Genomic DNA, 24,487 nt, shown 5'->3' with positions numbered 1-24,487 from the left:
TTGTCGTGCTCCTTGAGCATTAAGACTGCGGCGGGTGCATGTTATGCACGCAGCGAGCTGAAAACCGGCACCGCGTCGGATGCCGGAAATCGCCGATAAGCCACAACTCACGCCTCGCGGGTCGGGCCACCGTCCTCGCGTTTCATCACGACCCACGTTACCGGGCCTTCCTTGCCATCCCGACCGATGCCTTCGGGGAACACGTCGCCTTCCTTGAACATGCGCTCCTGGACAAACGCGCCCGGTGATTCAAGCACGCCCCAACGGCCTGCATATGGGCAGCGCTCGCCGGTCTTTCCCGAAACATGCGGTTTCGGCATTTCGCCCTGCGCAAGCACGCCCTGCTCGCGCGCAAAGTCCACCAGGTTTTTCGGGTAAAAACGCATGTCGCGATAGCTGCTGTCGTCGATGTTCCACAGCACGGTGACCAGACCGGCCTCAAAGGCCCAATAACCGAAAAAGAAGGCGTGCAGCCGCTTGTGACGGTCGTACCAGTAGCAGTTCTTCATGCCGCCATACCAGCGTTTCAGATAATCGGCCATGGCACTCTGTTGCGCCTCGCCTTGCGTCTCAGTCGCCCGCAGCAGATCAGCGTACGGCTTTTCGTGCATCAGCGACTCACCGGGTAGCGAGACGCCAAAGCGGCCAAAGAGGCGGCTTACCAGCAGGTCTTGGCCATCCTCCGAATCCGTGCTGATCCACGTCGCGATCGTCGGCACCCATTCTTTGAGGCCCAACAGCACCGCCAGCGATAGCAGCCACATTACGTACTGGTAGGCGTCAGGTTCCCAAAGCGACAGCCGATTGCTTCTTGGAAAGCCTTCTCGATAGGCCTTGAACAATGTGAACGCACGCACTGCAGTTGAACGAAGCGATAAGACCTCATCTCCAGCCGAATAACGGCAAATCAACAGCTCCAGTGCGGTGTGAGCCCGCATCCACATCAATCGTTGTTTGTGATCATCGTCCCTTAGCGGATCGGCCAAGATTTCATCGATTTCCGGATCGACCAGCACGTCCTCGTAAAATGGATACGCTTCACTGTAGTGGCTCTGTGGAAGCAACGGCTCACGCTTAACCTTATCAAACTGTTCACTCATCGCAATCCTTTAAAGCGCAATCTTTCCGATTTCGTTGGCATTCGAGTCGAGCTTCGTAATGTCGACAACCATGCCAGATTCATCTACCACGATAAGCCAAAAATCGTAGCCCGTTTTGTTAATCGTGAGTGCAGTTTTTCTGTCAACTGCGTCCGCGATTCTGGGCCCTACCCAACCACTACTGCCTTGTTTCGCTCGCGGATATCCATTTGATCCCTTTGTTGTTGGCAAGTCCTTCGCACCAAACTTCCCTCCCGTCCGAAACTTCGTCTCCGTAACCACATACGGCGGTGGTGGCTCGCCCGGCGGTTTGCGATACACACCGTCAATCCCCCGCCCCGTCGGCTGCTGCTCCAGCAAACGCATCTGCCGGTTTTCCCACAGCTCGGAACGGTAGCCCTTCGCTTTCATGAAGTCATCGCTGACCTTCTCGCCAAAGATACCCTTTTGCGCGCGGCTCATCTTTGCCACGTCGTCGCGGTGGACGTTGCTGCTACCCGGCACTGGCTCCTGCCGCTCGGGCAATCGACCGGCGTCACCGTGCGCCGCGCCGCCGGCCGCATCGACACCGTCGCGCTTCATGGGCAGCACCTTCGGCGGCTCGCCAATGCCCGAACTCACACGCATTCTTTCGGGCACGGATACAGGCGGCATCGGGGCCGGCACTCCAGCGTAGGCCGGATGATACGTTGGGGGCAGCTTGTCCTGAAGCAGCTTCTGCAACGCCTCGTCCAGCTTCGCCAGCGCCTGCGGTGTCTCCCCGACGCAGTTCACCTCTACCGCGTAGAACTGCTTTTCCATGCGCTCCAGTGCCGCCAGCAGTTCCCGCGCGCGCCCGATGTACTCGATGCGGCTCAATTGCTCCTGAGCTTTCACGATGAGCGCGCGCATGCCCTGGAGGAACTCGGTGAGCTTTCTGATCAGGGCGTCGCCGTACGCGGCGAAGTGGATTTTCTGAAGCAGCTTGACGATGTTGCCTTTCGTGAAGCGCGCCAGGAACCCAACCACCTTCTCCAGCACCTGTCCGCCCCGGTCAATCAGAAGCAGGCAGACCGCGCGGATCACTGCGGCTGCCTCGTCACCGATCATTGCGCCAACCAGCGAACCCACCGCCGCGCAGATGACCGGGCCGAAGACGCCAAGCGCCGACGCGATCAAGACCACCCATTCCTGCCACTCGGGATGCGCTGCATTCTGTGCGCCGCTCGCCATGCCTTCGTACCGCCGGCCAAGCCTCAGACACACCGCCGCCAGATCGCGTGCGCTCGTGACGATGACCGCGCCTGGCACGGTCATCGCGAGCAGCATGTCTGTCACGATCACGCTGGTAGGCCGTTCCTCTGCAAATTCCCCGAGCGTCAGTGACTTCAGCCAGTCATATGCGCGCACCGCCTCGTCCCATACCTCACCCAGCATGGTCATGCGTTGGCCCCCGTCTTCGTCGCCGTCATCACATCGCCGAGGTCGTCGTCCGGAGCCAATGTGTGAATGCTGCGGTGGCGGTTCGGGTCATCGGTGTACCGCACCTGCGCGCGGGTACCGGCCGAAACGCCGCTCAGACGCATATATCCCTCCGCGTCGAGCGTGCCCCGCTGCACGGTCCCGTTGTCGAGCCGCGCCACATAGCTGGCGCCGGCCACTGGCGACCCATCGGGATAGATCCGGCGAAACTCCAGATCGGTGACGGCGGGCGTGCCGCGTGGCATGGACGGCATCGGCGTATTCATCGACGCCGTGCTCTTCTTCTGGACCGTAATCGTCTTGAGGAAGAGATCGCCGGCACCGCCGAGCGTGATGGAGCCGTCCTTGAGCCGCACGAACGCGCCGCCGCACTCCAGGATAATTTCCTTCGCCGCCGCGAGGTTCACTTTTCCGTTGACGCTTGCAACATTCACATCCTTGGCGGCAGTGAGCGACATAGGGCCGTTTTGCGCCTGGATCTCGAGCGGGCCTTTCGCCGCGAAGACCTTCAGCCCCAGCTTGTGTGCGAACAGCGAAACGATGTCGCCCGCTGCGACCGTGAAGCGCTTCAGCACACTCCAGCCAGCGTTCTCGCCAACCACAGTCGAAATGTCGCGCTGCGCCGAGAACTGCACGCCACCGCCCGCGACAAGCGCAACTGAGGCAGGCGCGCTCATAAGTAGTCCCGGCTGCTTCAGGCCATCCAGATCGTCCTTCACCTGTTGTTGCGCTTGCGTATCGGCAGGCTGCGCCTTGGCGCTGTTCGCCGATGTGGCCAACCCCTTTGCGAGCTCAAGTGCGCTCTCGAGCTGAGCGATGGCTTCCTGCATGTCCAGTTGCTGGCCCGTTGCGGCGGGGCGATCGTAAGCCGTCAGATGCAGGCCTTTGCCCGCGCGGTTGACCCCGTAACCGGAGGTGCGAAGCTCATAGCCTTCGCCCCGGCACTCCAGCCTGTTGTTTACCAGGTAGCCCAGATTCAGTTGCGACTTGCCCGAATGCTCAGTGCTGACCTTGATACCCTCCTCACCCTTCCAGTCCTCGAAGCGGATCTTGTTGTTCTTTTGCGTGCGAATTACATTGCGCGACAGCCAGCGGCGATCGTTCGTCACCGGATCGGGCGCCTGGCTATGGTGGTGAAAACCAGTTATTTCGGGCTTATCCGGGTCGCCGTCCCGGCAGGTGATGACAGCTTCAGAATCGTGCAGCGCGGGAAAGTGAAACCCCGTTTGCAGCTTGCCCGCAAACGGTTTTGCGAGGCGCAGGGGCACACTTTCTCCGCCGCTCGGCCAGGTCTCGAAATCCGCATCGAAACGCACGGTATAGTGGCCATCGGCAGTGAGGTAGGCATAGGTGTAGGAATCTGGACTGCTGACGCGCGCGGACAGAGTGCCGCTCACCCTGGCCCAATTTTGAGGCTCCAGCTTGAAACGGAAACGCCGGTCCGCAGGGATCGCTTTGTAGCGGTTGGTATACGGCTTGTCGCGCGCGCCGCTATGAGTGATCTCGACAACCAGCTGACCTTTCGGCGCATCGGGCAGCACGATGTCCGTTTCGAACACCCGCCCAGGCTGCAACGCGAGGACGTTACTCTCGCCTTCATAAACAACCTGCCAGGCAATTGCCGCTTCGTGGCGGAGTTGCGCCTCCCATTTCGCGCCTGCCTGATCGAGGTGATGAGTTCCGTACACATGGGATTGCCCGTAGGTAGTCGAATCTTGCGGCGCCACATTCACCGTGTCCCGAAAGCGCTCCCATGATTTCCGAGGGTTGTAGTCCGCCACGCAGAGCGACTGCGGCACAGTAACGGTGTGCGTCCTGATCGACGTGACCGCCTCCACGCCGCCTGCTTCCAGGCCTGCCGTTTCGCGGTACGGCACTACCATGCGCGGCTCGTAGATGTAGTGATCCACATCATCGCCATACACCACCTGGTCGCCGTATTCCGTCTCCTGGATGAAGCTGTAGACGCCGGCCTTTTCCTGCATCATGTGCTGATAGGCGAGATCGGTCATTCCATACTGCATGCGGAACGCGTGCCTCGGATATGTGCCGCGCAGGCGGAAACTGAACTGGTGCTCACGCATGCCGTGTGCGCGCAGCCCTGCCGCCAGGATGTCGGGCGTGCTCACATGCTGATAGATTTTCGTACGTGTCACCGCCGCGAGCCGCCCGTAATGCGATCGCAGCAGAAACTCGTGCGTCACCTCGTCGCGGGTGGTTTTGATCGTGGACAGGCGCTCTATGAAACCGCTGAATTTGCGGACCGTTCGATCGCTCTGCGTGATGGAAAACGTCGCGTCCTGATTGAGGAAATCGGCGCGCGACAGCTGTTGCGGATGGGTTGCAACGATCTTTATTTCGGTAGGCGCTCCCATTCTTTCGGTGGCCGTGAAAGCCATCACCGACAACTCCCTCGCTGCAGGCGTAGCCGGTACGTTCAGGTGGTACGTTTGCCTGCCAGTCAGGGCCGTAGAAAGCCGATCAACTGCCGCCATTCATGCGCCTCCTTAATCGAGTGTTTGCGCATACTGGGGACGTGAGGTATCGGCGGCAATCAAATGCGTCCGAAAATGAGGTGGCGAAATCGCTTGGCGCGCCCAATTCCTGTCGGGCAATCGAGCGGTGCCGCTGTCGCGAAGGTCAGTTCGTTTTTCGCCGTTGTCATGGCTCGCGGCGAAGGTGAATGTCAATCTGGCGCAAGCGCCATCGCCTTCACGCGTGTGACTGATGATCTGATGACTGGCGGAGCCGCCAGTTGCCAATCGAGGGCAATGGATTTCATCGGGCAGGCAACAGGCCGATGATGGAGGGCATCGTGCGGAATTGTGGCAGCGTTTCAGAGACGGGGCGGACGCTGTCCTTCAGGGGTGAGCCCCTATCGCCCGGTTAGCCAGCGCAGCACAATCGTAGATATGCGGCCGGACGTGCGCCGTGGTGCCCGACCGCCACGAACATCGCTTGAGAGAGAAAGACACGGCGCCGCCACGCCCCCTCACACACTAACCACTTCCAGCCGCTCCCGAGCGTCGGCGCAACGCCGGTTGAGATCGCGATGCATCAACCGGCTGTCGAGCAGCGACGATACATCGGTCAAGCCATAATCAAAGCGCAAAACGTATTCGATGTCCGTGTAATCGTGATAAGCGCCGCTGTCGGCCAGTTTCTGCGCTTCGGCAAAAGCAGCTTGTTGCCGCTCGCCGTTCATCAAATCTCTGATCGCCATGATTGCCGCTCCGAGGAACAGTGGTCCCATCATAGCAATGCAAATTCAAACGGAAGGTCGCGTGCGCGCAACACCTGGTGTTTTCCGCTAGATGCTATGGACGCCCGTGTTGCAGGCACATCAGCGAGGCCGCCAACACCGCGCGCCGCTCAAGCAGCGGGGAAAACCGCGCTGCCGTCAAACGACAGCCACCGGCGCCTTCGTGCCGTGCCAGCGCACCACCAGAACGCGTCCGACATAGCATAGCGACCCCGCCACACCCACCACGATGCCCATGCCCTTGGGCGAACCGTCAGGCCACAGGCCGACCGCGAGGCTCGACAGCGCGCCGAGCGCCAGTTGCACCGCGCCGAACACGGCGGCCGCCGCGCCCGCGTTCAACGGATAGCGATGCATCAGGTCGGTCGTGCAATTGGCGGACAGCAAGCCCACCACCCCGACCACGAAGAAAAGACCCGCCACGATCGACCACAAGCCGCCCCAGCCCGTCAACGAAACAAGGCATACGAAGAGCGACGCGACGCAACTCACGGTCGCGGCGAACGAAATGATCGGCAACGACCCCAGCTGGCCGACGAGCCGCGTGTTCATGAAATTGCCGAACATGATGCCGACGATGTTCAGCGCGAACAGAAAGCCATAGTGCTGCGCCGACACGTGAAAGTATTCGATGTAGACGAACGGCGTGGCCGTGATGTAGGCGAACATCGACGCGAACGCCATACCGCCGCACAGCATATGCCCCCACGCCACGGGATCGCGCAACAAGCGGCCGTAGGCGGCGAACGACTTCAGAAGCGCAGACTGCGCGCGCTTCTCGCGCGGCCAGGTTTCCGGCACCTTCAGGAACGCGGTGATCGCGCACACGGTGCCAAACAGCGTCAGCGCGACGAACACGATCCGCCAGCTGCCAAGCAGCAGCAGTTGTCCGCCGATCAACGGCGCGAGCAACGGCCCGATTGATGTGACGATGGCCAACATCGAGAGCACGCGAGCAGCGTCGGTGGGACCGTAGGCGTCGCGTGCAATCGCGCGGGCGAGCACGGACGCCGCGCCTGCCCCGAGCGCCTGCACGAAGCGAAAGGTGATCAGCGCGCCAACCGAAAACGACAGCGTGCAGGCAATGCTCGCCAGCGCATACATGACAATGCCGCCGAGCAGCACCGGCCGGCGGCCATAAGTATCGGACAGCGGCCCGTAAAGCAGCATGCCGATCGAAAAGCCGAACATGAAACTCGTGAGCGTGGTTTGCGCCGCACTCGTGCCGATCGCAAAGGCCTGCGCGATGGTGGGCAGGCTCGGCAGATACATGTCGATAGAAATTGGCCCGCACGCGGCCAGCGCGCCGAGCAACAGAATCAGCCGGCCATCTGGCCGGCGTCCGGTGACGTGAGACATGGGAATCCAGGTGAAGCGCGCGTCGCTCGATAAGCGGCGCGCGATGATCCGAAAGACCGGCATTGACCGCGTCGATTGTACGCGACGCTCGCAGCGCCTGCCGCGCCGCATACGCCGGAAGGCAGGGTTGCGTGCGCCGTCCATACGTTGCGGCAAGCCCGTCGCCAATCGGTTAAGCTGCCGCGTGAATGCTACGGCGTCACGCGAAAATGCAGATGGCGTCTCTTACCCACCCTTCTTTGCAGCGCTGCGATGACTGCCTTCCTCCTGATCTGGAGCCCGAAAAAATGGCCGTGGCCCGAGTTGCCCGACGTGGCGAGACGCGTCGCCGCGGGCGACGCGGTAGCCGACGTCTGGGGCTGCGGATTCGCCCGCCGCATTCTGCCCGGCGACCGGGTGTTCCTGCATCGCGTCGCGATGGAACCGAAGGGTGTTTTCGGCTCGGGTTACGTCACGCGCGCACCATACGAGGTCCCGGACACGGCGACGAAGCGCGGCTACCGCCTGTGCATCGACTTTGTCTATGACTGGCTCGTCGACGCGCATGAAAACGTGGTGATCCCTCGGGATTCGTTGCGCGTACATCCATTTTCCGTGCAGACGTGGGATGCGCAGAGTTCGGGCACGGTGATCAAGCCGATAGCGGAAGGCGCGCTCGAAAAGCGCTGGGCCGAACTCACCGGCAAACGCAAGCGCCCTGCCGAGCGCTGACGACGGGGCTGACAACGGGGCTGACAAGCCGGCTGACAAACTGGCTGACAACCGGGCTGACTCCGCCTGAACGCCCCGCGCACGCTCAAAACCTGTTTGCACCGAGTCCGGTACAATTTCCTCACCTATTCCAGCGCCACGCGAACCGCCCACGGGCAAAGCGCGCCGCTGCGCAACCCAATCCAGCCATTGCCATGTCCAAAAACCAAACCCTTTTCGACCGCGCGCAACGCACCATTCCCGGCGGCGTGAATTCGCCGGTGCGCGCGTTCCGCTCAGTGGGCGGCACGCCGCGCTTTATCGATCGCGCGCAAGGGCCTTACTTCTGGGACGCCGACGGTCAGCGTTATATCGACTACATCGGCTCCTGGGGCCCGATGATTCTGGGTCACGTGCATCCGGAGGTGCTCGAGGCGGTGCAGCGTGTGCTCGCCAACGGCTTCTCGTTCGGCGCGCCCACCGAATCGGAAATCGAAATTGCCGAGGAAATCTGCAAGCTCGTGCCGTCCATTGAACAGGTCCGCATGGTCTCGAGCGGCACTGAGGCGACCATGAGCGCGCTGCGCCTCGCGCGCGGCTTTACGAACCGCAGCCGCATCGTCAAATTCGAGGGCTGCTACCACGGCCATGCGGACAGCCTGCTCGTGAAAGCAGGTTCGGGGCTGCTGACGTTCGGCAATCCGACCTCTGCGGGCGTGCCGGTCGACATTGCCAAACACACCACGGTTCTCGAGTACAACAACGTCGCGGCGCTCGAAGAAGCGTTCAAAGCGTTCGGCAACGAAATCGCCTCGGTGATCGTGGAACCCGTGGCAGGCAATATGAACCTCGTGCGTGCGACGCCCGAGTTTCTGCAAGCATTGCGGCGCCTGTGCACCGAATACGGCTCCGTGCTGATATTCGACGAAGTGATGTGCGGGTTCCGCGTCGCACTCGGCGGCGCGCAACAGGTGTACGGCATCACGCCGGACCTCACGTGCCTCGGCAAGGTGATCGGCGGCGGCATGCCGGCGGCGGCCTTCGGCGGGCGGCGCGACATCATGGCTCACCTTGCGCCGCTTGGCGGCGTCTACCAGGCGGGCACGTTGTCGGGCAATCCCATCGCGGTTGCCGCAGGGCTGAAGACGCTGCAGCTGATTCAGGCGCCGGGTTTTTACGACACGCTAGGCGCGCGCACGACCCGTCTTGCGCAAGGTCTCGCAAGCGTCGCGCGCGAAGCCAACGTGCCGTTCGCGGCGGATTCGCTAGGCGGTATGTTCGGGCTTTACTTCACCGAATCCATTCCGACCAGCTTCGCCGAAGTCACGCAGAGCGACGTGCCGCGTTTCAATGCGTTCTTCCACAAGATGCTGGACGCAGGCGTGTACTTCGCGCCTTCTGCGTATGAGGCGGGCTTCGTTTCGATGGCTCACGACGACGCCATCATCGACGCCACGATCGACGCGGCGCGTGGCGCGTTCGCGTCGCTGACCGCCTGACGCCTCTATTACAACTGCCTGCCCTCAGTCACCGCACCGCTCAGACACCGATGTTCTCGCAAACCGACTTCGTCCATATGGAACGCGCGCTCGCGCTGGCCAGGCGCGGCATGTACACCACCGACCCCAACCCGCGCGTGGGCTGCGTGATCGTCCAGAACGGCGAAGTGATCGGCGAAGGATTCACGCAACCGGCCGGGCAGGATCATGCCGAAATTCGTGCGATGAAAGACGCACGTTCGCGCGGTCATGATCTGCGCGGCGCAACCGCTTACGTCACGCTCGAACCGTGCAGCCATTTTGGCCGTACGCCGCCGTGCGCGAGCGCGCTGATCGAAGCGCAAGTCGGGCGCGTGGTCGCCGCGATGGAAGACCCGAATCCGCAAGTGTCGGGGCGCGGCCTCGCCATGTTGCGCGACGCCGGCATCGAGGTGCGCTGCGGCCTGCTCGCCAACGAAGCGCACGAATTGAATATCGGCTTCGTGTCGCGTATGACGCGCGGCCGGCCGTGGGTGCGCATGAAAGTCGCCGCGTCGCTCGACGGCCGCACCGGCTTGCCGTCCGGCGTGAGCCAATGGATCACCGGTGAAGCGGCACGCGCCGACGGCCACGCATGGCGTGCGCGCGCCTCGGCGATCCTGACGGGCATCGGCACCGTCAGGGAAGACGATCCGCGCATGACGGTGCGCGCCGTCGAGACACCGCGCCAGCCGCAACGCGTGCTGATCGACAGCCAGTTGGAGGTGCCGCCGCAGGCGCAGATTCTGGCCGGCGCACCCACGCTGATTTTCTGCGGCAATCTGGATGAGCGGCATCGCGAACGCGCGCAAGCGCTGCGCGATCGCGGCGCTGAAATTGTCGAAATGGCCAATGCAGCCGGCAAGGTAGACCTTCCCGGCATGCTCAAGGCGCTGGGTGAGCGTCAGGTGAACGAGCTGCATGTGGAAGCGGGCTACAAGCTGAACGGCTCGCTTCTGCGCGAAGGCTGCGTGGACGAACTGCTGGTGTACCTTGCGCCCAGCCTGCTCGGCATCGACTCCATGAGCATGTTCAACCTGAGCGCGCCCGAAACGCTGGAAGGCCGCGTCAAGCTTGCGTTTCACAACGTCGAGCGCATCGGCGACGATTTGCGGATTCTCGCGCGCCTCGTGCCGGCCGGCGCCGCAACCGGAACCGACGCCGCGTCGCAACCCGTTTCGTTTTGATCGAGGATGAGTACGATGTTCACAGGAATCGTCGCGGCCGTGGGCCGCATCGAATCAGTCAAGCCGCTTGGCGCGAATGGCGACGCGGGCGTGCGCCTGAACGTGCAAGCCGGCGGCCTCGACCTTGCCGACGTGCAGCTTGGCGACAGCATTACCATTCAGGGCGCCTGCATGACCGTGGTCGCGAAAACCGACCACTCTTTCGAGGTAGACGTTTCGCGCGAAAGCCTGAACTGCACGGCGGGCCTCGGCGAAGTGGGCGAAGTGAATCTGGAGAAGGCCCTGCGCGCGCACGACCGCCTCGGGGGGCATATTGTCTCCGGGCACGTGGACGGGCTTGGCACGGTCACGCATTTCGCGCCGGTCGGCGAGTCGCACGAACTGCGCGTGCTGGCGCCGCGCGAGATTGGCCGCTATCTCGCGTACAAGGGTTCTATCACTGTCAACGGCGTGAGTCTGACCGTCAACTCGGTTAAAGATCGCGACGATGGCTGCGAGTTCTCGATCAATCTGATTCCGCACACGGTGGAAGTGACCGCGCTCAAGCATCTGCGTGAAGGCACGCCGGTGAATCTGGAAATCGATCTGATCGCGCGGTATGTCGAGCGCATGCTCAACGCGCCGAAGTAACCACTGGCAGCGCGGCACTGAAGCCGCCGTGCCGGTCGCAGCCGGCCACGCATAGGCTAGCCGGGGCGTGCTGCCGTCTCTAGCCGGTTCATGCGTGCATCGTTAGGACGAGCTTAGCAAGGGCTGACGGTACATCGCCAGTCGGCCAAACGGCCTATGCCATCTGGCGGAGGCGACTTGGAAGCGTGCGTGGCGTAAAATACGCGCTTTCCCGAAAAACTCGCCACCATGACGCTCGCCTCCACTCCAGAGATCATCGCCGAACTCAAAGCCGGCCGTATGGTGATCCTCGTCGACGAAGAAGATCGCGAAAACGAGGGCGACCTCGTGCTCGCTGCCGAATTCGTCACGCCGGAAGCGATCAACTTCATGGCCCGCTACGGCCGCGGCCTGATTTGCCTCACGCTCACGCAGGAGCGCTGCAAGCTGCTCAACCTGCCGCTCATGACTTACCGCAACGGTACGCAGTATGGCACCGCGTTCACGGTCAGCATTGAAGCGGCTGAAGGCGTGACCACCGGCATTTCGGCGGCCGACCGCGCCCGCACGATCGCCGCGGCGGTCGCGCCGGACGCGAAAGCCGAGCACATCGTCCAGCCGGGTCACGTGTTCCCGATCATGGCCCAGCCGGGCGGCGTGCTGGTGCGAGCCGGCCACACGGAAGCGGGCTGCGACCTGACCGCACTCGCCGGCCTCACGCCTGCCGCGGTGATCTGCGAAGTCATCAACGACGACGGCACCATGGCGCGTCTGCCTGACCTGATGGAGTTCGCAAAACAGCATGATCTGAAGGTCGGCACGATTGCAGATCTGATTCACTATCGCAGCCGCACCGAATCGATCGTGGAGCGCATTTGCGAGCGCACCATGCAGACCGCGCACGGTGCGTTCCGCGCGGTCATGTATCTGGACCAGCCGAGCGGCCAACCGCATATCGCTCTGGTGCGCGGCACGCCGACGCCTGAGCAGGACACGCCTGTGCGCGTGCACGAGCCGCTCTCGGTGCTGGATCTGCTGGAAGTCGGCGAGTCCACGCATTCGTGGACGCTCGACGCCGCCATGAAAGAGATCGCCTTGCGCGAACTTGGCGTAATCGTGCTGCTCAATTGCGGCGACTCCAAAGAGCATCTGATCGACGTGTTCAAGGCGTTCGACTCTAAGGAAAAAGCCGACGCTCTGAAGCGGCGCCCAGTCGACTTCAAGACATACGGCATCGGCGCGCAGATTTTGCGCGAGCTTGGCGTGGGCAAAATGCAGGTGCTGTCGAACCCGCGCAAGCTGGGCAGCATGTCGGGTTATGGTCTCGAAGTCACCGGCTTCGTGCCCATGCCCGGCGGTACCTCGCAGACTCCGCAACAAGGCTGATCCGACCACTCACGCGCCTCGCGCCCTCTCAAACACTACGGAATCAACATGGAAATCGGACAATACCAACCGAACCTCGACGGCGACGGACTGCGCATCGGCATCGTTCAGGCGCGTTTTAACGAGCCCGTCTGCAACGGCCTCGCGGACTCGTGCATCGAAGAACTGGAACGCCTCGGCGTGACGGGCGAAGACGTGCTGCTCGTCACGGTGCCGGGCGCGCTCGAAATTCCGCTGGCGCTGCAAAAGCTCGCCGAAAGTGCGCAGTTCGACGCGCTGATCGCGCTCGGCGCGGTGATTCGCGGCGAGACGTACCACTTCGAACTGGTCTCGAATGAAAGCGGTGCGGGCATTACGCGTATCGGCCTCGACTTCGGCATTCCGGTGGCAAATGCCGTGCTGACCACGGAAAACGACGAGCAAGCTGTCGCGCGCATGACCGAGAAAGGCCGCGACGCAGCACGCGTGGCCGTCGAAATGGCGAATCTCGCGGTGGCGCTCGAGCAACTGGGCGGCGACGACGAAGAGGACGACGAAGAAGAGGAAGAGGCATGAAGAGCGCACGCCGACGCTCCCGCGAACTGGCCACGCAGGGGCTTTATCAGTGGCTGCTGTCGGGTTCGCCCGGCGGTGAGATCGACGCGCAACTGCGCGGCGCGCAGGGCTTCGACAAAGCAGACCATGAGCACCTGGACGCGATCCTGCATGGCGTGATCCGCGATTCGGAGGCGCTGTCCGCCGATATCGCTCCGTGCCTCGATCGTCCCATCGACCAGCTTTCGCCGGTCGAACGCGCGGTGCTGCTGGTTGCCGCGTTCGAATTGAAGAACCACATCGACATTCCTTATCGCGTGGTGATCAACGAAGCCGTGGAGCTTGCCAAGACGTTTGGCGGCGCGGACGGCTACAAGTATGTGAACGGCGTGCTCGACAAGCTGGCGGCGAAACTCCGCGCGGCGGAGACAGAAGCGGCTCGCAAGCGCTAAGCGCGCATTTGCGGGCGGCGGGAGCGTGCGTTGTTGTGCTTGAGCGGTTGTTGAGTCTGACTCGCGCACAAGCGTTTTGAACGTAGTTGAGCGGCTCTGTCGCGCCGCCCCGCGGTTGCAGCCGCCGCATTTGCAGCCGCCGCATTTGCAGCCGCGTATTAGCAGCCGCCGTATGCGCAGCCGCCGCCGTGGGCCGCGCTGCGATACATGGCTATGAGGAAGGCGCCGCACGCATGAACGCAAGCGCGAGGCGCCCTCCGGTTTCTGCTTCGAACTGGATTTAACCGTATGAACTCCGTGACCGAACCTCTTGTGCGACTTGCCGCGCGCGTCGACTCCATTCAGCCGTTCTACGTGATGGAGCTGGCCAAAGAGGCCGCGCTTCTCGAGCGCGATGGGCGCGACATCATTCACATGGGAATCGGCGAACCCGATTTCACCGCGCCGGAACCGGTCATCGAGGCTGCCGCCAACGCGCTGCGCCGCGGCGTCACGCAATACACCAGCGCGCTCGGCCTGCACACACTGCGCGAAGCGATCTCGGCACATTACGCCAGTGTCTACGGTGTCAGCGTGGATCCGGCGCGGATCGTCGTGACGGCGGGTGCTTCGGCGGCGTTGCTTCTCGCCTGCGCGGCCTTGGTCGACCGCGACGACGAAGTGCTGATGCCCGACCCCTGCTATCCGTGCAACCGCCATTTCGTGATCGCGGCCGAAGGCAGACCCGTCATGGTGCCAGCCGGCCCTGCCGAGCGCTTCCAACTGACAGCTGCCGACGTTGAACGGCTCTGGAACGAGCGCACGCGCGGCGTGCTGCTCGCTTCGCCGTCCAATCCCACCGGCACGTCGATCGAGCCCGCCGAACTCGAACGCATCGTGAAGGCTGTGCGCGCGCGCGGCGGCTTTACGATCGTCGACGAAATCTACCAGGGGTTGAGCTACGACGCGAAGCCGGTATCGGCGCTGTCCTACGGCGAGGACGTGATTACCGTCAACAGCTTCTCGAAGTACTTCAACATGACGGGCTGGCGCCTCGGTTGGCTCGTGGTACCGCCGGGCATGGTGAGCGCGTTCGAAAAGCTTGCGCAGAACCTCTTTATTTGCGCGTCGGCGCTCGCGCAGCATGCGGCGCTCGCGTGTTTCGAAGCGCAAACTATCGCGACTTACGAAGCGCGTCGTCTGGAGTTCAAGCGGCGGAGGGATTTCATTGCGCCGGCGCTGGAATCGCTGGGCTTCACCGTGCCCGTCATGCCCGACGGCGCGTTCTACGTCTATGCGGACTGCTCCACCGTCAATCACGCTGCCGCCGGCGACAGCTCGGCGCTGACCAAAGCCATGCTGCATGACGCGGGGGTCGTGCTCGTGCCGGGCATGGATTTCGGCACGCATGCGCCTAAGCAATACATCCGGGTGTCGTACGCCACCGCGTATGCAAAGCTCGAAGAAGCGGTTGAGCGCCTCGCGCGCCTGTTCGGGCGACAGTAGGCAGCAGCCGAGGAAGACGGCGGCGTTCCGGATACGGCGACGCATATGCGGCTGAGACGGTGCGGGATGCAGCCACCGCCGCAACGCTAGAGCGCGAACGGCAATGCCGGTCGCAAAAGAAAAAGGACACTCGCGAGTGTCCTTTTTTTCTGCTTCAGCGTGTTGTGAAGCCATTAACGCTTAGCCTATCCTGACGCTCAGGCGCCCAGCTCCGCAGTTGAGGCCACGTGCTTGGGGGCGCTCGCGCTGGCATCGTCCTGCTCGGACGCAGACGTCTTCGCGGGCGGCGCAGCAGCGCTCAACGGGTGACTGCCGTCAAGCGTGACCTGCACGCGCCGGGCGTTGCCGTTGTTCGCAGCAGCCGGCGTAGTCGTCGGCGCGGCAGCCGGGGACGGCGCGTTGTTCGACGCAGTAATGACCGGAGCCTGCGGAGCGTTGATCGGCACCTTGCGCCCGCGCGCCACGTCGCGCAGACGCGCGCGCTCGGCCATGACCTTGGCGCCGTAGCCGCCGTCGTCCTGCGACGTCGAGCCGACATACAGGCGCAAACCGCCCGGCAGGGAGCCGCCGCGGGCAATGCAGTCCTTCAGCACCAACGCGCCCACCTTGATGTTCGCGAGCGGTTGCAGCGCGGCGCTTTCGCCGCCGAAATACTGGAACTTGTCCGAATGAACCTTGGACATCACCTGCATCAGACCCTGGGCGCCCACGCCGCTCTCGGCGTACGGGTTGAAGCCTGACTCGATCGCCATGACGGAAAGCAGCAGCAGCGGGTCGAGACCGACTTCGCGGCCGGTGTCGAACGCCGCCTTCACGAGCTCGCCGACGGGCTCCTGCGCGACCCGGTAGCGCCGGGCCAGGTAAGACGCAACAAGCGCCTGCTCACGCGACGAGACGAGCACGCGGTCGTCGCGTGCGTCGGCGGAAACGCGTTGTGCCGGGATGAGCCGGGCCAACGCGGAGACGCTTTGCATGGTGCGCGGGTCGAGCCCGTTGAGCGCCGCGATGCCCATGCCGGCTGAGCCGCTGCCGTCGAATGCTCCGTCATAGCTGGTGTTGCTGACGCTCATGCCGGCGCTCGTCGCGCTGTTCGCGGCATCTGCGCCGGGCGTGTTGGCCGACAGCGTTTCGTCCGAAGAAGCGCGTCCCGGCGGCCCGAAAGCCGGCAGCGGATTGCCCTGCAACAGACGAGCGGGGCCCGCCTGGACCGCCGCTGACAGCACCGGCATGAGTTTGGCCGCGAGGGTGCCGCGCCACGTGGGCATGAGCCACAGCGCGATTGCCAGCACGACGGCAAAGCCGCCGACAACGCTGAACAGATGATGACTCAATTGCGTGCCACGACGCACTGCACCGCGCACAACCTGCGCGATACGCTCATCGGGACGCCACGATAACCAGGCGTTCATTCAGATCTCCCATGTTGCATGATCCGCAAATTCCGCTGAACAAACAGGCGGTAACACACATTCGCAGAGTCAAGACATCGCGCGCTCTGTCTGGTTAGGGCAGCAGCGATGTCGGGAAAACGGCAAAGACCGTTTGTGGGGAGCCATCCAGAAGCGGTCCGCGGCACGCTCACAGCATGCGGGCGGTGGCTCCCACGCGAAAAACCAGCGTCAGATGGCGCTGGCGAGGACAGCAATAAGACCGACGAATACCGTGCAGGGCTTCGGTAAGCGGTGACGCGTTGCGTCTAATGGGACCGGGGGCAGTGGTAAAAGGTTCACGCCCTGCAACCAACGTGGACGGATTCTAGGGCACGGTTTTATAGATCGTCAACACTAAAACCAGTCAAATGTATAACTAATTGTAATAACAAGTCGCCTCCGGAGGCCCTAGACGACCGCGCCAAGCGCTTTCCGGGGGATTTTGCATACTTGTCCCGTCCTACGCCATTTGGTGGATCTACGTGCGCTCGCCAACGCAGGTAAAATCGACAATCGTTTTGACGCCTGCGATAGCGTGGCGCCCTTCCCTCTTCGCCGCTCGCGGCACTGAACCGCAACAGATGAAATACAAAGACTTGCGCGACTTCATCGGCCGTCTTGAGACGATCGGAGAACTGCGCCGTATCCCGCAAGAGGTTTCGCCCGTCCTGGAAATGACAGAGCTGTGCGACCGCGTGCTGCGCGCCGGCGGACCAGCCCTGCTTTTTGAGAATCAGCAGCGGCATGCGTTCCCTGTGCTCGGCAACCTGTTCGGCACGCCGCGGCGCGTTGCGCTCGGCATGGGTATCGACGCGCAGGCAGGCGAAGGCGACGGCGCGGCTCTTGAGTCGTTGCGCGACGTCGGCCGGCTGTTGTCGGCGCTGAAGGAGCCGGAGCCTCCCAAGGGACTCAAGGACGCGGGCAAGCTGTTCTCGCTCGCCAAGGCGGTGTGGGACATGGCGCCGAAAACCGTGAGCGCGCCGCCCTGCCAGGAAATTGTTTGGGAAGGCAATGATGTCGACCTCCAGAAGCTGCCAATCCAGACCTGCTGGCCTGGCGACGCGGGCCCGCTCATCACGTGGGGTTTGACCGTCACGAAGGGGCCAAACAAGAGCCGACAAAATCTCGGCATCTATCGCCAGCAACTGATCGGGCGCAACAAGCTGATCATGCGTTGGCTCGCGCACCGCGGCGGCGCGCTCGATTTCCGCGAGTTCGCGCTGAGGAACCCAGGCAAGCCGTACCCGGTGGCTGTCGTGCTCGGAGCGGATCCGGCCACCATCCTCGGAGCGGTCACGCCGGTGCCCGACACGCTTTCCGAATATCAGTTCGCCGGGCTGCTGCGCGGCGGACGAACAGAGCTCGCCCGTTGCCTCACGCCCGGCGTGGATGGCTTGCAGGTCCCTGCGCGCGCGGAAATCGTGCTCGAAGGCTTCATCTACCCGCAGCAAGGCGAGGCCGCGGCGGCTCCCGCGGGCGCTCCGCCGCGACCGGCAAAAGGCGCGTCTGCGGCCTATGAACATGCGCTGGAAGGCCCCTACGGCGACCACACCGGCTACTACAACGAACAGGAGTGGTTTCCGGTATTCACCGTCGAGCGCATCACGATGCGCCGCGACGCGATCTACCACTCCACGTACACCGGCAAGCCGCCCGACGAGCCGGCGGTGCTCGGCGTCGCGCTCAACGAGGTGTTCGTGCCGCTGCTGCAAAAGCAGTTCACCGAAATCACCGACTTCTATCTGCCGCCCGAAGGCTGTAGCTACCGCATGGCCATCGTGCAGATGAAGAAAAGCTATCCGGGCCACGCCAAACGCGTAATGTTCGGCGTCTGGAGTTTCCTGCGGCAGTTCATGTACACGAAGTTCATCGTGGTCGTGGACGAAGACGTCAACATCCGCGACTGGAAAGAAGTGATCTGGGCGATCACCACCCGCGTCGACCCGACGCGCGACACGGTGCTCGTCGATCGCACGCCGATCGACTACCTGGACTTCGCGTCGCCGGTCGCGGGACTGGGCTCGAAAATGGGACTGGACGCGACCAATAAATGGCCGGGCGAGACGGATCGCGAATGGGGCCGCCCGATCGAGATGGACGCTTCGGTCAAGCAGCGAATCGACAGCTTGTGGAACGAGCTGGGCCTCTGAGCGCAGACGCGTGCCAACCGAATAACAATATTGATGGAGCAGTAGCGCGGATGCATGCCTTTTCGTTGATGTCCGACGGTTTTTTTCTGTCCTTATCGCTTTGTCTGGACATCGGCCTCGTGAACGTGGCGATGATCTCGCTCGCGCTGTCGCATGGATTCAAACCCGGTTTTTGGCTAGGACTCGGTTCCTGTGTCGGCGATCTGATTTATGCGGCGCTGGCGCTTGCCGGCATGGCCGCGCTGCTGCAGTTCGAATCGGTGCGCTGGGTCGTGTGGATCGGCGGCGCGGGCATCCTGCTTTTTCTGACATGGAAGATGGCGCGTGAGGCCATGTTTCCAGCCTCGGCGCCGCCGGTCGCCGGCGAGGCCGACCTTGGTGCGCCGCATCTGCCGGCGTGGCGCGGCTTTCTGCGCGGCGTGTTGCTGGCGGTGTCGTCGCCCACGGCGATCTTGTGGTTTGCCGCGGTGGGCGGTGCGCTGATTGCCAAGGCCGGTGCAACGAGTGCGGCTACTGCGCCGGTATTTCTCGGCGGGTTCTTTCTCGGCGGCTTGTGCTGGACAGTGTTTATCTGCGGGCTCGGCAGCCACGGCCGCAAACGTGCCGGCACCGGTCTGCTGCGCGCTTGCCACGTATGCTCCGCGCTGTTGTTCGCGTACTTCTCATATAGCGTGATCGTGAACGGCTACCGCGATCTGATACTGCAAACAGCGCAGCACGCGCCGGTAGCTCAAACGGCAAGCTGACAAAAAAGCCCGCCATTTCCACCGGGCGGGCCGTTTTCGCAACAGTCTGAGCGGCTTCGCGCCGCCGGGCGATCAGGCGAGATACTGCGCGAGCTTATCGAGATCGACGTTGCCGCCGCTCACTATCACGCCCACGCGCTTGCCCTGCACCGGCACCACGCCGTTCAGCACGGCTGCGGCCGCAAGGCAGCCGGTCGGCTCCACCACGATCTTCATGCGTTGAGCGAAAAAGCGCATCGTGTCGATCAGTTGCTCGTCGGTAACCGTCTCGATCCGCGCGACCAGCTTGCGAATGATCGCGAACGTGTAGTCGCCCAGATGCGTGGAGGCCGCGCCGTCGGCAATGGTGCGCGGCGTTTCGATATGCACCACCTCGCCGCGCGCGAGCGATTGCTGGCCGTCGTTGCCCGCCTGCGGCTCGATGCCGATCACCGTGCACTCAGGACTCAGTGCCGCTGCCGACAACGCGCTGCCGCCAATCAGGCCGCCGCCGCCCAGGCACACGAACAACATGTCGAGCGGCCCGGTTTCCTCGATCAACTCCTTCACCGCAGTGCCCTGCCCCGCGATCACGTGCGGATGATCGTACGGCGGAATGAGCGTCATGCCACGCTCCTCGGCGAGCCGCCGGCCGATCTCCTCGCGGCTTTCCTTGTAGCGGTCGTAGGTGATGACTTCGCCGCCATAGCCCTTGGTGGCGGCCACTTTCGCGGCGGGCGCATCGTGCGGCATGATGATCGTCGCGCGAATGCCGGCAAGACGGGCGGAGAGCGCAATGGCCTGCGCATGGTTGCCCGACGAGTACGTCAGCACGCCTGCCTTGCGCTGCGCGGCGTCGAAATGCGAGATCGCGTTGTACGCACCGCGAAACTTGAAGGCGCCCATGCGCTGAAAATTTTCGCACTTGAAATACACCGACGCACCGGTGCGCTCGTTGAACGTATGGGAGGTCAGAACCGGCGTGCGGTGAGCGACGCCTTCGAGGCGTGCCGCTGCGTCGAGTACGTCGTCGAAGGTGGGAGCGGGGAGTGATGGCGGGGGTTGCATCGGCTGCATGAGCGGAGAGTTCCAGAGCGGTGGCGAAGCAGGCATTTTCCCAGCTTCGCCGCCGCTTTGGAACGTCGTCAAACACTCAGGCAAGGTAGCCGAAAGCAGAACGGCGTAACCCGGCGGTCATGCCGGCGTTACGCCGTTCATCGGCGGTCTGTCACGACCGAAGGCCAAGCTGCCTAGCGGCGATAGTAACCGTGGCCGTATCCGCGATAGTAGCCGTGGCGATAATAAGGGCGGCCATAACCGTAGTAACCGCCCACCACGACAGGCGCCGGCGCATAGACCACGGGCGGCGGAGCATAGACCACAGGCGGAGGCGGCGGGTAGTACACCGGCGGCGGCGCCGCATACACGGGGTAAGCCGGCGCGACCGGCACCCCGATACCGATACCGACGGAAACGTGGGCCTCGGCGACGGAGGCGAGCCCCACGCCTAGTGCCGCAGCAACCACAAACGGGACGATCTTTTTCACTTTGTTCTCCTGGCGCGGCCCTCTCAGGGTCGCCGTCTTCGCATGCCTTGCATGCTACGAAATCAATTTATCCAAAAAGCCCGCGCAAAGGTGTCCGCATTTGTAGCAAATTGCAATTGACGAAAAGGAAGCGGCGCGGGCGGCCCGCTGGCGGCGTCGGGGCAAAGGCTGGAAGCTCGCGTGGATTCGGGCGATTGCCCGGCTCTACAACGCGCGGGGCGTGAATGACCGGCTTATGCGGGTTCAACGGCAACAATATCGGTAATCTTTAATTACAAATTAGCTTCGGTCCGCCAGAAAGACGACGCCGCAAAGCAACGACCCAACAAAAAGCCCGGCACAAAGGCCGGGCATCGTCTGTACTGCTTGGGCTCCGGGCTCTCGCGCGGGCTCTTGCTTGGGCTCGGTCGCGGGCTCCGATGGGCTCGCACTTAGCCTACCTTCACATACGCAAATTCGCGCGACACATTCGGCGGTACGTACGCGGCGCTAATCCGCACACGCGGGCTCAGACGCTTTTTCTGATCCCACCAGCGACGCCGCTGCGCGTGCGTCAGAAAGCGCAGGTGCTTACGGTAAGAAAAAATGCTCATCGTGACCTCCCCGATTTCGATTGCGAGATTGCGAAGCAGGTACCCATGAAACAGCCACGGCCGTTTCTGCCATTTCGGCCATGCGGAAATTGTGAGCAGTTTTCAAGCCCGCGGGGCCGGCGCCCGGCCATGACGAGCGGCATCTGTCATATCGTCGGCAAACTAATCTGACGACCGCCCTCCAGTCGCGCCACGCGCCAGCCAATGCGCGATACTGCTGTTTTCCTGTCCAAGCCCGTGCGGAGTCCCGTCGACATGTCCCTGCCCCCTCTGCCCCGTCTCGGTTTCATCGGCGCAGGCCGGCTCGCGCGCTGTCTCGCGCTCGGCTTTTGCGCCGCCGGCTATTCCGTCACGGCAGTGGCAAGCCGCACGCCGGCGTCGGCCGGCCGGCTCGCCAGCCAGATTCCCAACTGCGCGGCGCTCGACGATCCGCAAGAAGTTGTCGACAGTGCCGACCTCGTCTTTTTAGCGGTTCCCGACGACGCCATCGGTACGTCAGCGCACACACTGCGCTTCAGCCCAGACGAAGCCCACGGCAAGGCGCTCGTGCATTGCAGCGGCGCGTCGCCGGTTGAACTGCTCGCGCCCGCGCGCGACCAGGGCGCGGCGATCGGCGGCTTTCACCCGCTCTTTCTTTTCGGCGGCGAGCGCAACGACCTCGAACGGATTGCCGGCTGTTCCGTGACCATCGAGGCCGACGGCGCGCTCAAGGACACGTTGACCGCATTGGCCGTCGCATTGCGCTGCCATCCGCTGTCGATTCCGCCGGGCGGCCGCATGCTGTACCACGGCGCCGCGCACTATGCGGCGAGCTTCGCGCTGTGCAGTCTCGCCGAATGCGTCGAGCTCTGGCGCACTCTCGGTTTCGCCGAGGACGAAGCGCTGCGCGCGCTGTTGCCGATGCTCGCCGGCACCATCGAAACGGCGCGCGACAAGGGCCTCGCTAACGCGCTCGCCGGTCCGGTGTCGCGCGGCGACACCGGCGTCGTGCAAAAGCAGTTGGCGCTCTTCGAGAGCCTGGGCGGCGACCATGCCGCGCTGTACGGCCTGCTGTCGCGCCGCGCGGTCGGGCTGGCGCAGCGCCGCGCCACGCCGCCGGCTGCGATCGACGCCATCGCCGAAGCGGTAGAAGAATCGTTGGCCCGCTCACTCAATCAGGCGGCAGCAGGTGCAAGCGGTAAGTAAGCCGTGATAATGTGACGTCCGGCGCCGCGCGCAAGCCGCCGGCGCCTCGCTTCGGGACCAACAGACGAGAACGCACAATGATCAAGGTCAGCATCCTCTATCCGTACCGGGAAAACGGCCACTTCGACGTGGACTATTACTGCGCCACGCACATGCCGCTCGCGGCGGAACTGTTCGGTCCGTCGCTGAAGGGCTGGTCAGTCGACGTCGGGATCAACGCGGGGCCGCCGGGCACGCCGCCGCCGTATGTGGCAGCAGGTCACTTCCTGTTCGATAGTACGGATGACTTCTACAAGGTCTTCAAGCCCGCCTCCGAACGACTGCTCGCGGACATTCCGAATTACACGGACGGCGGCAACGGCACCATTCTCATCAGCGAGATCAAGGTTTCGGTGTAATGGCTCGCGATCGGGGCGAATTGCGGGGCACCTGTGGGCGCCCGATGTTTGCGCCGACCTTGTAGCCAACGCGGACCGCCAGACTGCCATCAAGCAACGTTGCAACGCATGCGGCCCTACCGGCAGCGCATGCGACATGAAAAAACCGCCGCGCGCTCCACGAAAAGCGCCGGCGCCAGGCCGGCAACGGCCGCCATCAGAAGCATAAGGACACGAGATGTTTGGCGATATCGCCCGTTTTCTGCTCAATACCGTCTTCACATTGTTCGGCGCGGCACTGCTGTTGCGCGCGTGGCTCCAGGTCGTGCGCATGCCGCCGTACAACCCGGTCACGAACGCCGTGCTGCAAGCCACCAACTGGATCGTCCTGCCGCTGCGGCGCATTTTGCCGAGCACCCGCAACGTCGACTGGGCGAGCCTCGCCGCGGCGCTGATTGCGGCCATCGTCTACGTGGTACTGATGGTGGTGCTGACGGGCGCCGATCCACTCACGCTGGTTCCGACCTTGCTGATCGTCGCGGTGCTGACGGTAATCAAGTGGGCGCTGAACCTGATCATCTGGATGACGATTCTGATGGCGCTGCTGTCGTGGCTCAATCCGCGCTCGCCTGCCATGCCGATTCTGTATCAGCTGACCGCGCCGTTTCTCAACCCGCTGCGACGCGTCGTGCCGCAACTGGGCGGCATCGACCTTTCGCCTATTCTTCTATTTGTGATCGTGCAGGTTCTGCTGATGGTGGTGACGCGCGCCGCCGTGCAGCTTACCTACTTCGTGATCTGAGACGGCTTCGGCTCGACTGGAATCAGAAAGGGCGGCGGCGCAATTTGCGCTCGCCGCCCTTTCGCGAGTAAAATAGCGCGCTCTGCGGGCGTCGTATAATGGTAATACCCTAGCTTCCCAAGCTAGAGCCGTGGGTTCGATTCCCATCGCCCGCTCCACCACCTCCTCACGCGCATCCCTTCCCGCACGCTCAAATCCACCGGTTAGCCTGCCAGGCCAGGCGCGCGGACGCCGCATTGTGATAGCGGCCGAGAATATATCGAATACCGCCGCGGCATTCATCCACCGCATTGCCGAACGAGCCGATGCCGTCCGGATTCAATTCATATTGCGACGGCAGCAATTGAAAAAGACCACGCGCGCCTGAACGCGGATTGCGCAGATTCACCGTGCCGCCCGACTCCTGCGCCATCAGCCACAGCAGGTCGTTGAACTGAGTGAGCGGCACGCGCTCAATGAGCATGGCTTGACGAAGTGCATGTGCCGATGAAGCCGGAACGCGGTTTGGCTCAATTGCGGTCCAAGCGGTTTTTGCTGCTTTTGCCTCGCGGTGAGGGTGTGCATACTGACTCATAACGGATATTCGCTTGAATTAATCGTTAGAAAGAATTGGCTTGGAGGACGATTAAATCATAT

At 63.1% G+C, this 24,487-nt stretch carries 23 protein-coding genes and 1 tRNA gene; 14 read left to right on the top strand and 10 right to left on the bottom strand.

From position 1 onward, the window contains the following. Window positions 1-107: 107 nt before the first annotated feature. The 5 genes from JNB89_RS07540 to JNB89_RS07520 all read right to left on the bottom strand — a co-directional run bounded on the left by JNB89_RS07540 (window position 108) and on the right by JNB89_RS07520 (window position 7,182). Window positions 108-1,100, bottom strand: coding sequence for a PoNi-like cognate immunity protein (locus tag JNB89_RS07540; protein WP_220361806.1), 993 nt, complete (start codon window positions 1,098-1,100; stop codon window positions 108-110). Window positions 1,101-1,109: 9 nt separating this feature from the next. Continuing rightward, window positions 1,110-2,522, bottom strand: coding sequence for a hypothetical protein (locus JNB89_RS07535; protein WP_220361805.1), 1,413 nt, complete (start codon window positions 2,520-2,522; stop codon window positions 1,110-1,112). Next, window positions 2,519-5,056, bottom strand: coding sequence for a DUF2345 domain-containing protein (locus tag JNB89_RS07530; RefSeq protein ID WP_220361804.1), 2,538 nt, complete (start codon window positions 5,054-5,056; stop codon window positions 2,519-2,521). The genes JNB89_RS07535 and JNB89_RS07530 overlap by 4 nt, the downstream gene beginning before the upstream one ends. Before the next feature lie 497 nt (window positions 5,057-5,553). Further along, entirely contained in the window at window positions 5,554-5,784 is a 231-nt protein-coding gene (locus JNB89_RS07525; protein ID WP_013340222.1) for a hypothetical protein, read from the bottom strand. 177 nt (window positions 5,785-5,961) lie between these two features. Beyond that, window positions 5,962-7,182, bottom strand: a complete 1,221-nt coding sequence (locus JNB89_RS07520) for a Bcr/CflA family multidrug efflux MFS transporter (RefSeq protein WP_220361803.1) — start codon at window positions 7,180-7,182, stop codon at window positions 5,962-5,964. 252 nt (window positions 7,183-7,434) lie between these two features. Here JNB89_RS07520 and JNB89_RS07515 point away from each other — a divergent pair, with 252 nt between their 5' ends. From JNB89_RS07515 to JNB89_RS07480, 8 genes are all read left to right on the top strand, one after another. Beyond that, complete coding sequence (locus JNB89_RS07515) at window positions 7,435-7,893, top strand: hypothetical protein (RefSeq protein ID WP_220361802.1); 459 nt, start codon at window positions 7,435-7,437, stop codon at window positions 7,891-7,893. Window positions 7,894-8,087: 194 nt separating this feature from the next. Further along, the gene (hemL, locus tag JNB89_RS07510) at window positions 8,088-9,371 is read left to right on the top strand and encodes a glutamate-1-semialdehyde 2,1-aminomutase (protein WP_220361801.1); all 1,284 of its coding nucleotides are present in this window, start codon (window positions 8,088-8,090) and stop codon (window positions 9,369-9,371) included. Between the two features lie 50 nt (window positions 9,372-9,421). Beyond that, the gene (ribD, locus tag JNB89_RS07505; RefSeq protein WP_220361800.1) at window positions 9,422-10,576 is read left to right on the top strand and encodes a bifunctional diaminohydroxyphosphoribosylaminopyrimidine deaminase/5-amino-6-(5-phosphoribosylamino)uracil reductase RibD; all 1,155 of its coding nucleotides are present in this window, start codon (window positions 9,422-9,424) and stop codon (window positions 10,574-10,576) included. Window positions 10,577-10,591: 15 nt separating this feature from the next. Continuing rightward, window positions 10,592-11,206, top strand: coding sequence for a riboflavin synthase (locus JNB89_RS07500; RefSeq protein WP_220361799.1), 615 nt, complete (start codon window positions 10,592-10,594; stop codon window positions 11,204-11,206). Window positions 11,207-11,434: 228 nt separating this feature from the next. Then, entirely contained in the window at window positions 11,435-12,571 is a 1,137-nt protein-coding gene (ribBA, locus tag JNB89_RS07495; RefSeq protein ID WP_220361798.1) for a bifunctional 3,4-dihydroxy-2-butanone-4-phosphate synthase/GTP cyclohydrolase II, read from the top strand. 48 nt (window positions 12,572-12,619) lie between these two features. Continuing rightward, entirely contained in the window at window positions 12,620-13,126 is a 507-nt protein-coding gene (gene ribH / locus JNB89_RS07490) for a 6,7-dimethyl-8-ribityllumazine synthase (protein ID WP_220361797.1), read from the top strand. Continuing rightward, window positions 13,123-13,557, top strand: a complete 435-nt coding sequence (gene nusB, locus JNB89_RS07485; protein ID WP_025601362.1) for a transcription antitermination factor NusB — start codon at window positions 13,123-13,125, stop codon at window positions 13,555-13,557. Before ribH ends, nusB begins: the two co-directional genes overlap by 4 nt. Before the next feature lie 288 nt (window positions 13,558-13,845). Beyond that, window positions 13,846-15,042 carry a pyridoxal phosphate-dependent aminotransferase gene (locus JNB89_RS07480; RefSeq protein WP_220361796.1) on the top strand — a complete coding sequence of 399 codons (1,197 nt, stop codon included), beginning with the start codon at window positions 13,846-13,848 and terminating at the stop codon, window positions 15,040-15,042. Window positions 15,043-15,239: 197 nt separating this feature from the next. Here JNB89_RS07480 and JNB89_RS07475 read toward each other — a convergent pair whose 3' ends face one another. Then, window positions 15,240-16,451 (bottom strand): lytic transglycosylase domain-containing protein, encoded by a 1,212-nt coding sequence (locus JNB89_RS07475; protein WP_220361795.1) that lies wholly within the window; start codon window positions 16,449-16,451, stop codon window positions 15,240-15,242. A gap of 602 nt (window positions 16,452-17,053) precedes the next feature. On the opposite strand from JNB89_RS07475, the gene JNB89_RS07470 reads away from it, so the two are divergent. Continuing rightward, window positions 17,054-18,622, top strand: coding sequence for a UbiD family decarboxylase (locus tag JNB89_RS07470; RefSeq protein ID WP_220361794.1), 1,569 nt, complete (start codon window positions 17,054-17,056; stop codon window positions 18,620-18,622). Window positions 18,623-18,672: 50 nt separating this feature from the next. Continuing rightward, the gene (locus JNB89_RS07465) at window positions 18,673-19,368 is read left to right on the top strand and encodes a LysE family translocator (RefSeq protein ID WP_220361793.1); all 696 of its coding nucleotides are present in this window, start codon (window positions 18,673-18,675) and stop codon (window positions 19,366-19,368) included. A 72-nt stretch (window positions 19,369-19,440) separates the two neighbouring features. On the opposite strand, the gene JNB89_RS07460 is transcribed toward JNB89_RS07465, so the two are convergent. The 3 genes from JNB89_RS07460 to JNB89_RS07450 all read right to left on the bottom strand — a co-directional run bounded on the left by JNB89_RS07460 (window position 19,441) and on the right by JNB89_RS07450 (window position 21,487). Continuing rightward, the gene (locus JNB89_RS07460; RefSeq protein WP_220361792.1) at window positions 19,441-20,424 is read right to left on the bottom strand and encodes a threo-3-hydroxy-L-aspartate ammonia-lyase; all 984 of its coding nucleotides are present in this window, start codon (window positions 20,422-20,424) and stop codon (window positions 19,441-19,443) included. Window positions 20,425-20,597: 173 nt separating this feature from the next. Further along, complete coding sequence (locus JNB89_RS07455) at window positions 20,598-20,894, bottom strand: hypothetical protein (protein ID WP_013340236.1); 297 nt, start codon at window positions 20,892-20,894, stop codon at window positions 20,598-20,600. A 431-nt stretch (window positions 20,895-21,325) separates the two neighbouring features. Then, window positions 21,326-21,487 carry a hypothetical protein gene (locus JNB89_RS07450; RefSeq protein ID WP_013340237.1) on the bottom strand — a complete coding sequence of 54 codons (162 nt, stop codon included), beginning with the start codon at window positions 21,485-21,487 and terminating at the stop codon, window positions 21,326-21,328. A 255-nt stretch (window positions 21,488-21,742) separates the two neighbouring features. Here JNB89_RS07450 and JNB89_RS07445 point away from each other — a divergent pair, with 255 nt between their 5' ends. From JNB89_RS07445 to JNB89_RS07430, 4 genes are all read left to right on the top strand, one after another. Further along, window positions 21,743-22,672: a Rossmann-like and DUF2520 domain-containing protein gene (locus tag JNB89_RS07445; RefSeq protein ID WP_135892887.1), complete on the top strand. Its 930-nt coding sequence runs from the start codon at window positions 21,743-21,745 to the stop codon at window positions 22,670-22,672. A gap of 77 nt (window positions 22,673-22,749) precedes the next feature. Beyond that, complete coding sequence (locus tag JNB89_RS07440; protein WP_135892888.1) at window positions 22,750-23,070, top strand: EthD family reductase; 321 nt, start codon at window positions 22,750-22,752, stop codon at window positions 23,068-23,070. A 217-nt stretch (window positions 23,071-23,287) separates the two neighbouring features. Further along, entirely contained in the window at window positions 23,288-23,851 is a 564-nt protein-coding gene (locus tag JNB89_RS07435; protein WP_013340240.1) for a YggT family protein, read from the top strand. Between the two features lie 84 nt (window positions 23,852-23,935). Next, a tRNA-Gly gene (locus JNB89_RS07430) sits at window positions 23,936-24,009 on the top strand. 32 nt (window positions 24,010-24,041) lie between these two features. Here JNB89_RS07430 and JNB89_RS07425 read toward each other — a convergent pair. Then, window positions 24,042-24,425, bottom strand: a complete 384-nt coding sequence (locus tag JNB89_RS07425) for a hypothetical protein (protein ID WP_135892889.1) — start codon at window positions 24,423-24,425, stop codon at window positions 24,042-24,044. Window positions 24,426-24,487 lie beyond the last annotated feature (62 nt).

Origin of the sequence: Paraburkholderia phenoliruptrix (assembly GCF_019511605.1) — a bacterium.
Lineage (GTDB): Bacteria > Pseudomonadota > Gammaproteobacteria > Burkholderiales > Burkholderiaceae > Paraburkholderia > Paraburkholderia phenoliruptrix_A.
Note: the sequence above shows the minus strand (reverse complement) of the source record. Positions and strands in the feature narration are given on the sequence as shown.

Bases quoted from the DNA above. Each gene is read 5' to 3' on its own strand.
- JNB89_RS07540 (WP_220361806.1), bottom strand. From the start codon at position 1,100: ATGAGTGAACAGTTTGATAAGGTTAAGCGTGAGCCGTTGCTTCCACAG.
- JNB89_RS07535 (WP_220361805.1), bottom strand. From the start codon at position 2,522: ATGACCATGCTGGGTGAGGTATGGGACGAGGCGGTGCGCGCATATGAC.
- JNB89_RS07530 (WP_220361804.1), bottom strand. From the start codon at position 5,056: ATGGCGGCAGTTGATCGGCTTTCTACGGCCCTGACTGGCAGGCAAACG.
- JNB89_RS07525 (WP_013340222.1), bottom strand. From the start codon at position 5,784: ATGGCGATCAGAGATTTGATGAACGGCGAGCGGCAACAAGCTGCTTTT.
- JNB89_RS07520 (WP_220361803.1), bottom strand. From the start codon at position 7,182: ATGTCTCACGTCACCGGACGCCGGCCAGATGGCCGGCTGATTCTGTTG.
- JNB89_RS07515 (WP_220361802.1), top strand. From the start codon at position 7,435: ATGACTGCCTTCCTCCTGATCTGGAGCCCGAAAAAATGGCCGTGGCCC.
- hemL (WP_220361801.1), top strand. From the start codon at position 8,088: ATGTCCAAAAACCAAACCCTTTTCGACCGCGCGCAACGCACCATTCCC.
- ribD (WP_220361800.1), top strand. From the start codon at position 9,422: ATGTTCTCGCAAACCGACTTCGTCCATATGGAACGCGCGCTCGCGCTG.
- JNB89_RS07500 (WP_220361799.1), top strand. From the start codon at position 10,592: ATGTTCACAGGAATCGTCGCGGCCGTGGGCCGCATCGAATCAGTCAAG.
- ribBA (WP_220361798.1), top strand. From the start codon at position 11,435: ATGACGCTCGCCTCCACTCCAGAGATCATCGCCGAACTCAAAGCCGGC.
- ribH (WP_220361797.1), top strand. From the start codon at position 12,620: ATGGAAATCGGACAATACCAACCGAACCTCGACGGCGACGGACTGCGC.
- nusB (WP_025601362.1), top strand. From the start codon at position 13,123: ATGAAGAGCGCACGCCGACGCTCCCGCGAACTGGCCACGCAGGGGCTT.
- JNB89_RS07480 (WP_220361796.1), top strand. From the start codon at position 13,846: ATGAACTCCGTGACCGAACCTCTTGTGCGACTTGCCGCGCGCGTCGAC.
- JNB89_RS07475 (WP_220361795.1), bottom strand. From the start codon at position 16,451: ATGAACGCCTGGTTATCGTGGCGTCCCGATGAGCGTATCGCGCAGGTT.
- JNB89_RS07470 (WP_220361794.1), top strand. From the start codon at position 17,054: ATGAAATACAAAGACTTGCGCGACTTCATCGGCCGTCTTGAGACGATC.
- JNB89_RS07465 (WP_220361793.1), top strand. From the start codon at position 18,673: ATGCATGCCTTTTCGTTGATGTCCGACGGTTTTTTTCTGTCCTTATCG.
- JNB89_RS07460 (WP_220361792.1), bottom strand. From the start codon at position 20,424: ATGCAGCCGATGCAACCCCCGCCATCACTCCCCGCTCCCACCTTCGAC.
- JNB89_RS07450 (WP_013340237.1), bottom strand. From the start codon at position 21,487: ATGAGCATTTTTTCTTACCGTAAGCACCTGCGCTTTCTGACGCACGCG.
- JNB89_RS07445 (WP_135892887.1), top strand. From the start codon at position 21,743: ATGTCCCTGCCCCCTCTGCCCCGTCTCGGTTTCATCGGCGCAGGCCGG.
- JNB89_RS07440 (WP_135892888.1), top strand. From the start codon at position 22,750: ATGATCAAGGTCAGCATCCTCTATCCGTACCGGGAAAACGGCCACTTC.
- JNB89_RS07435 (WP_013340240.1), top strand. From the start codon at position 23,288: ATGTTTGGCGATATCGCCCGTTTTCTGCTCAATACCGTCTTCACATTG.
- JNB89_RS07425 (WP_135892889.1), bottom strand. From the start codon at position 24,425: ATGAGTCAGTATGCACACCCTCACCGCGAGGCAAAAGCAGCAAAAACC.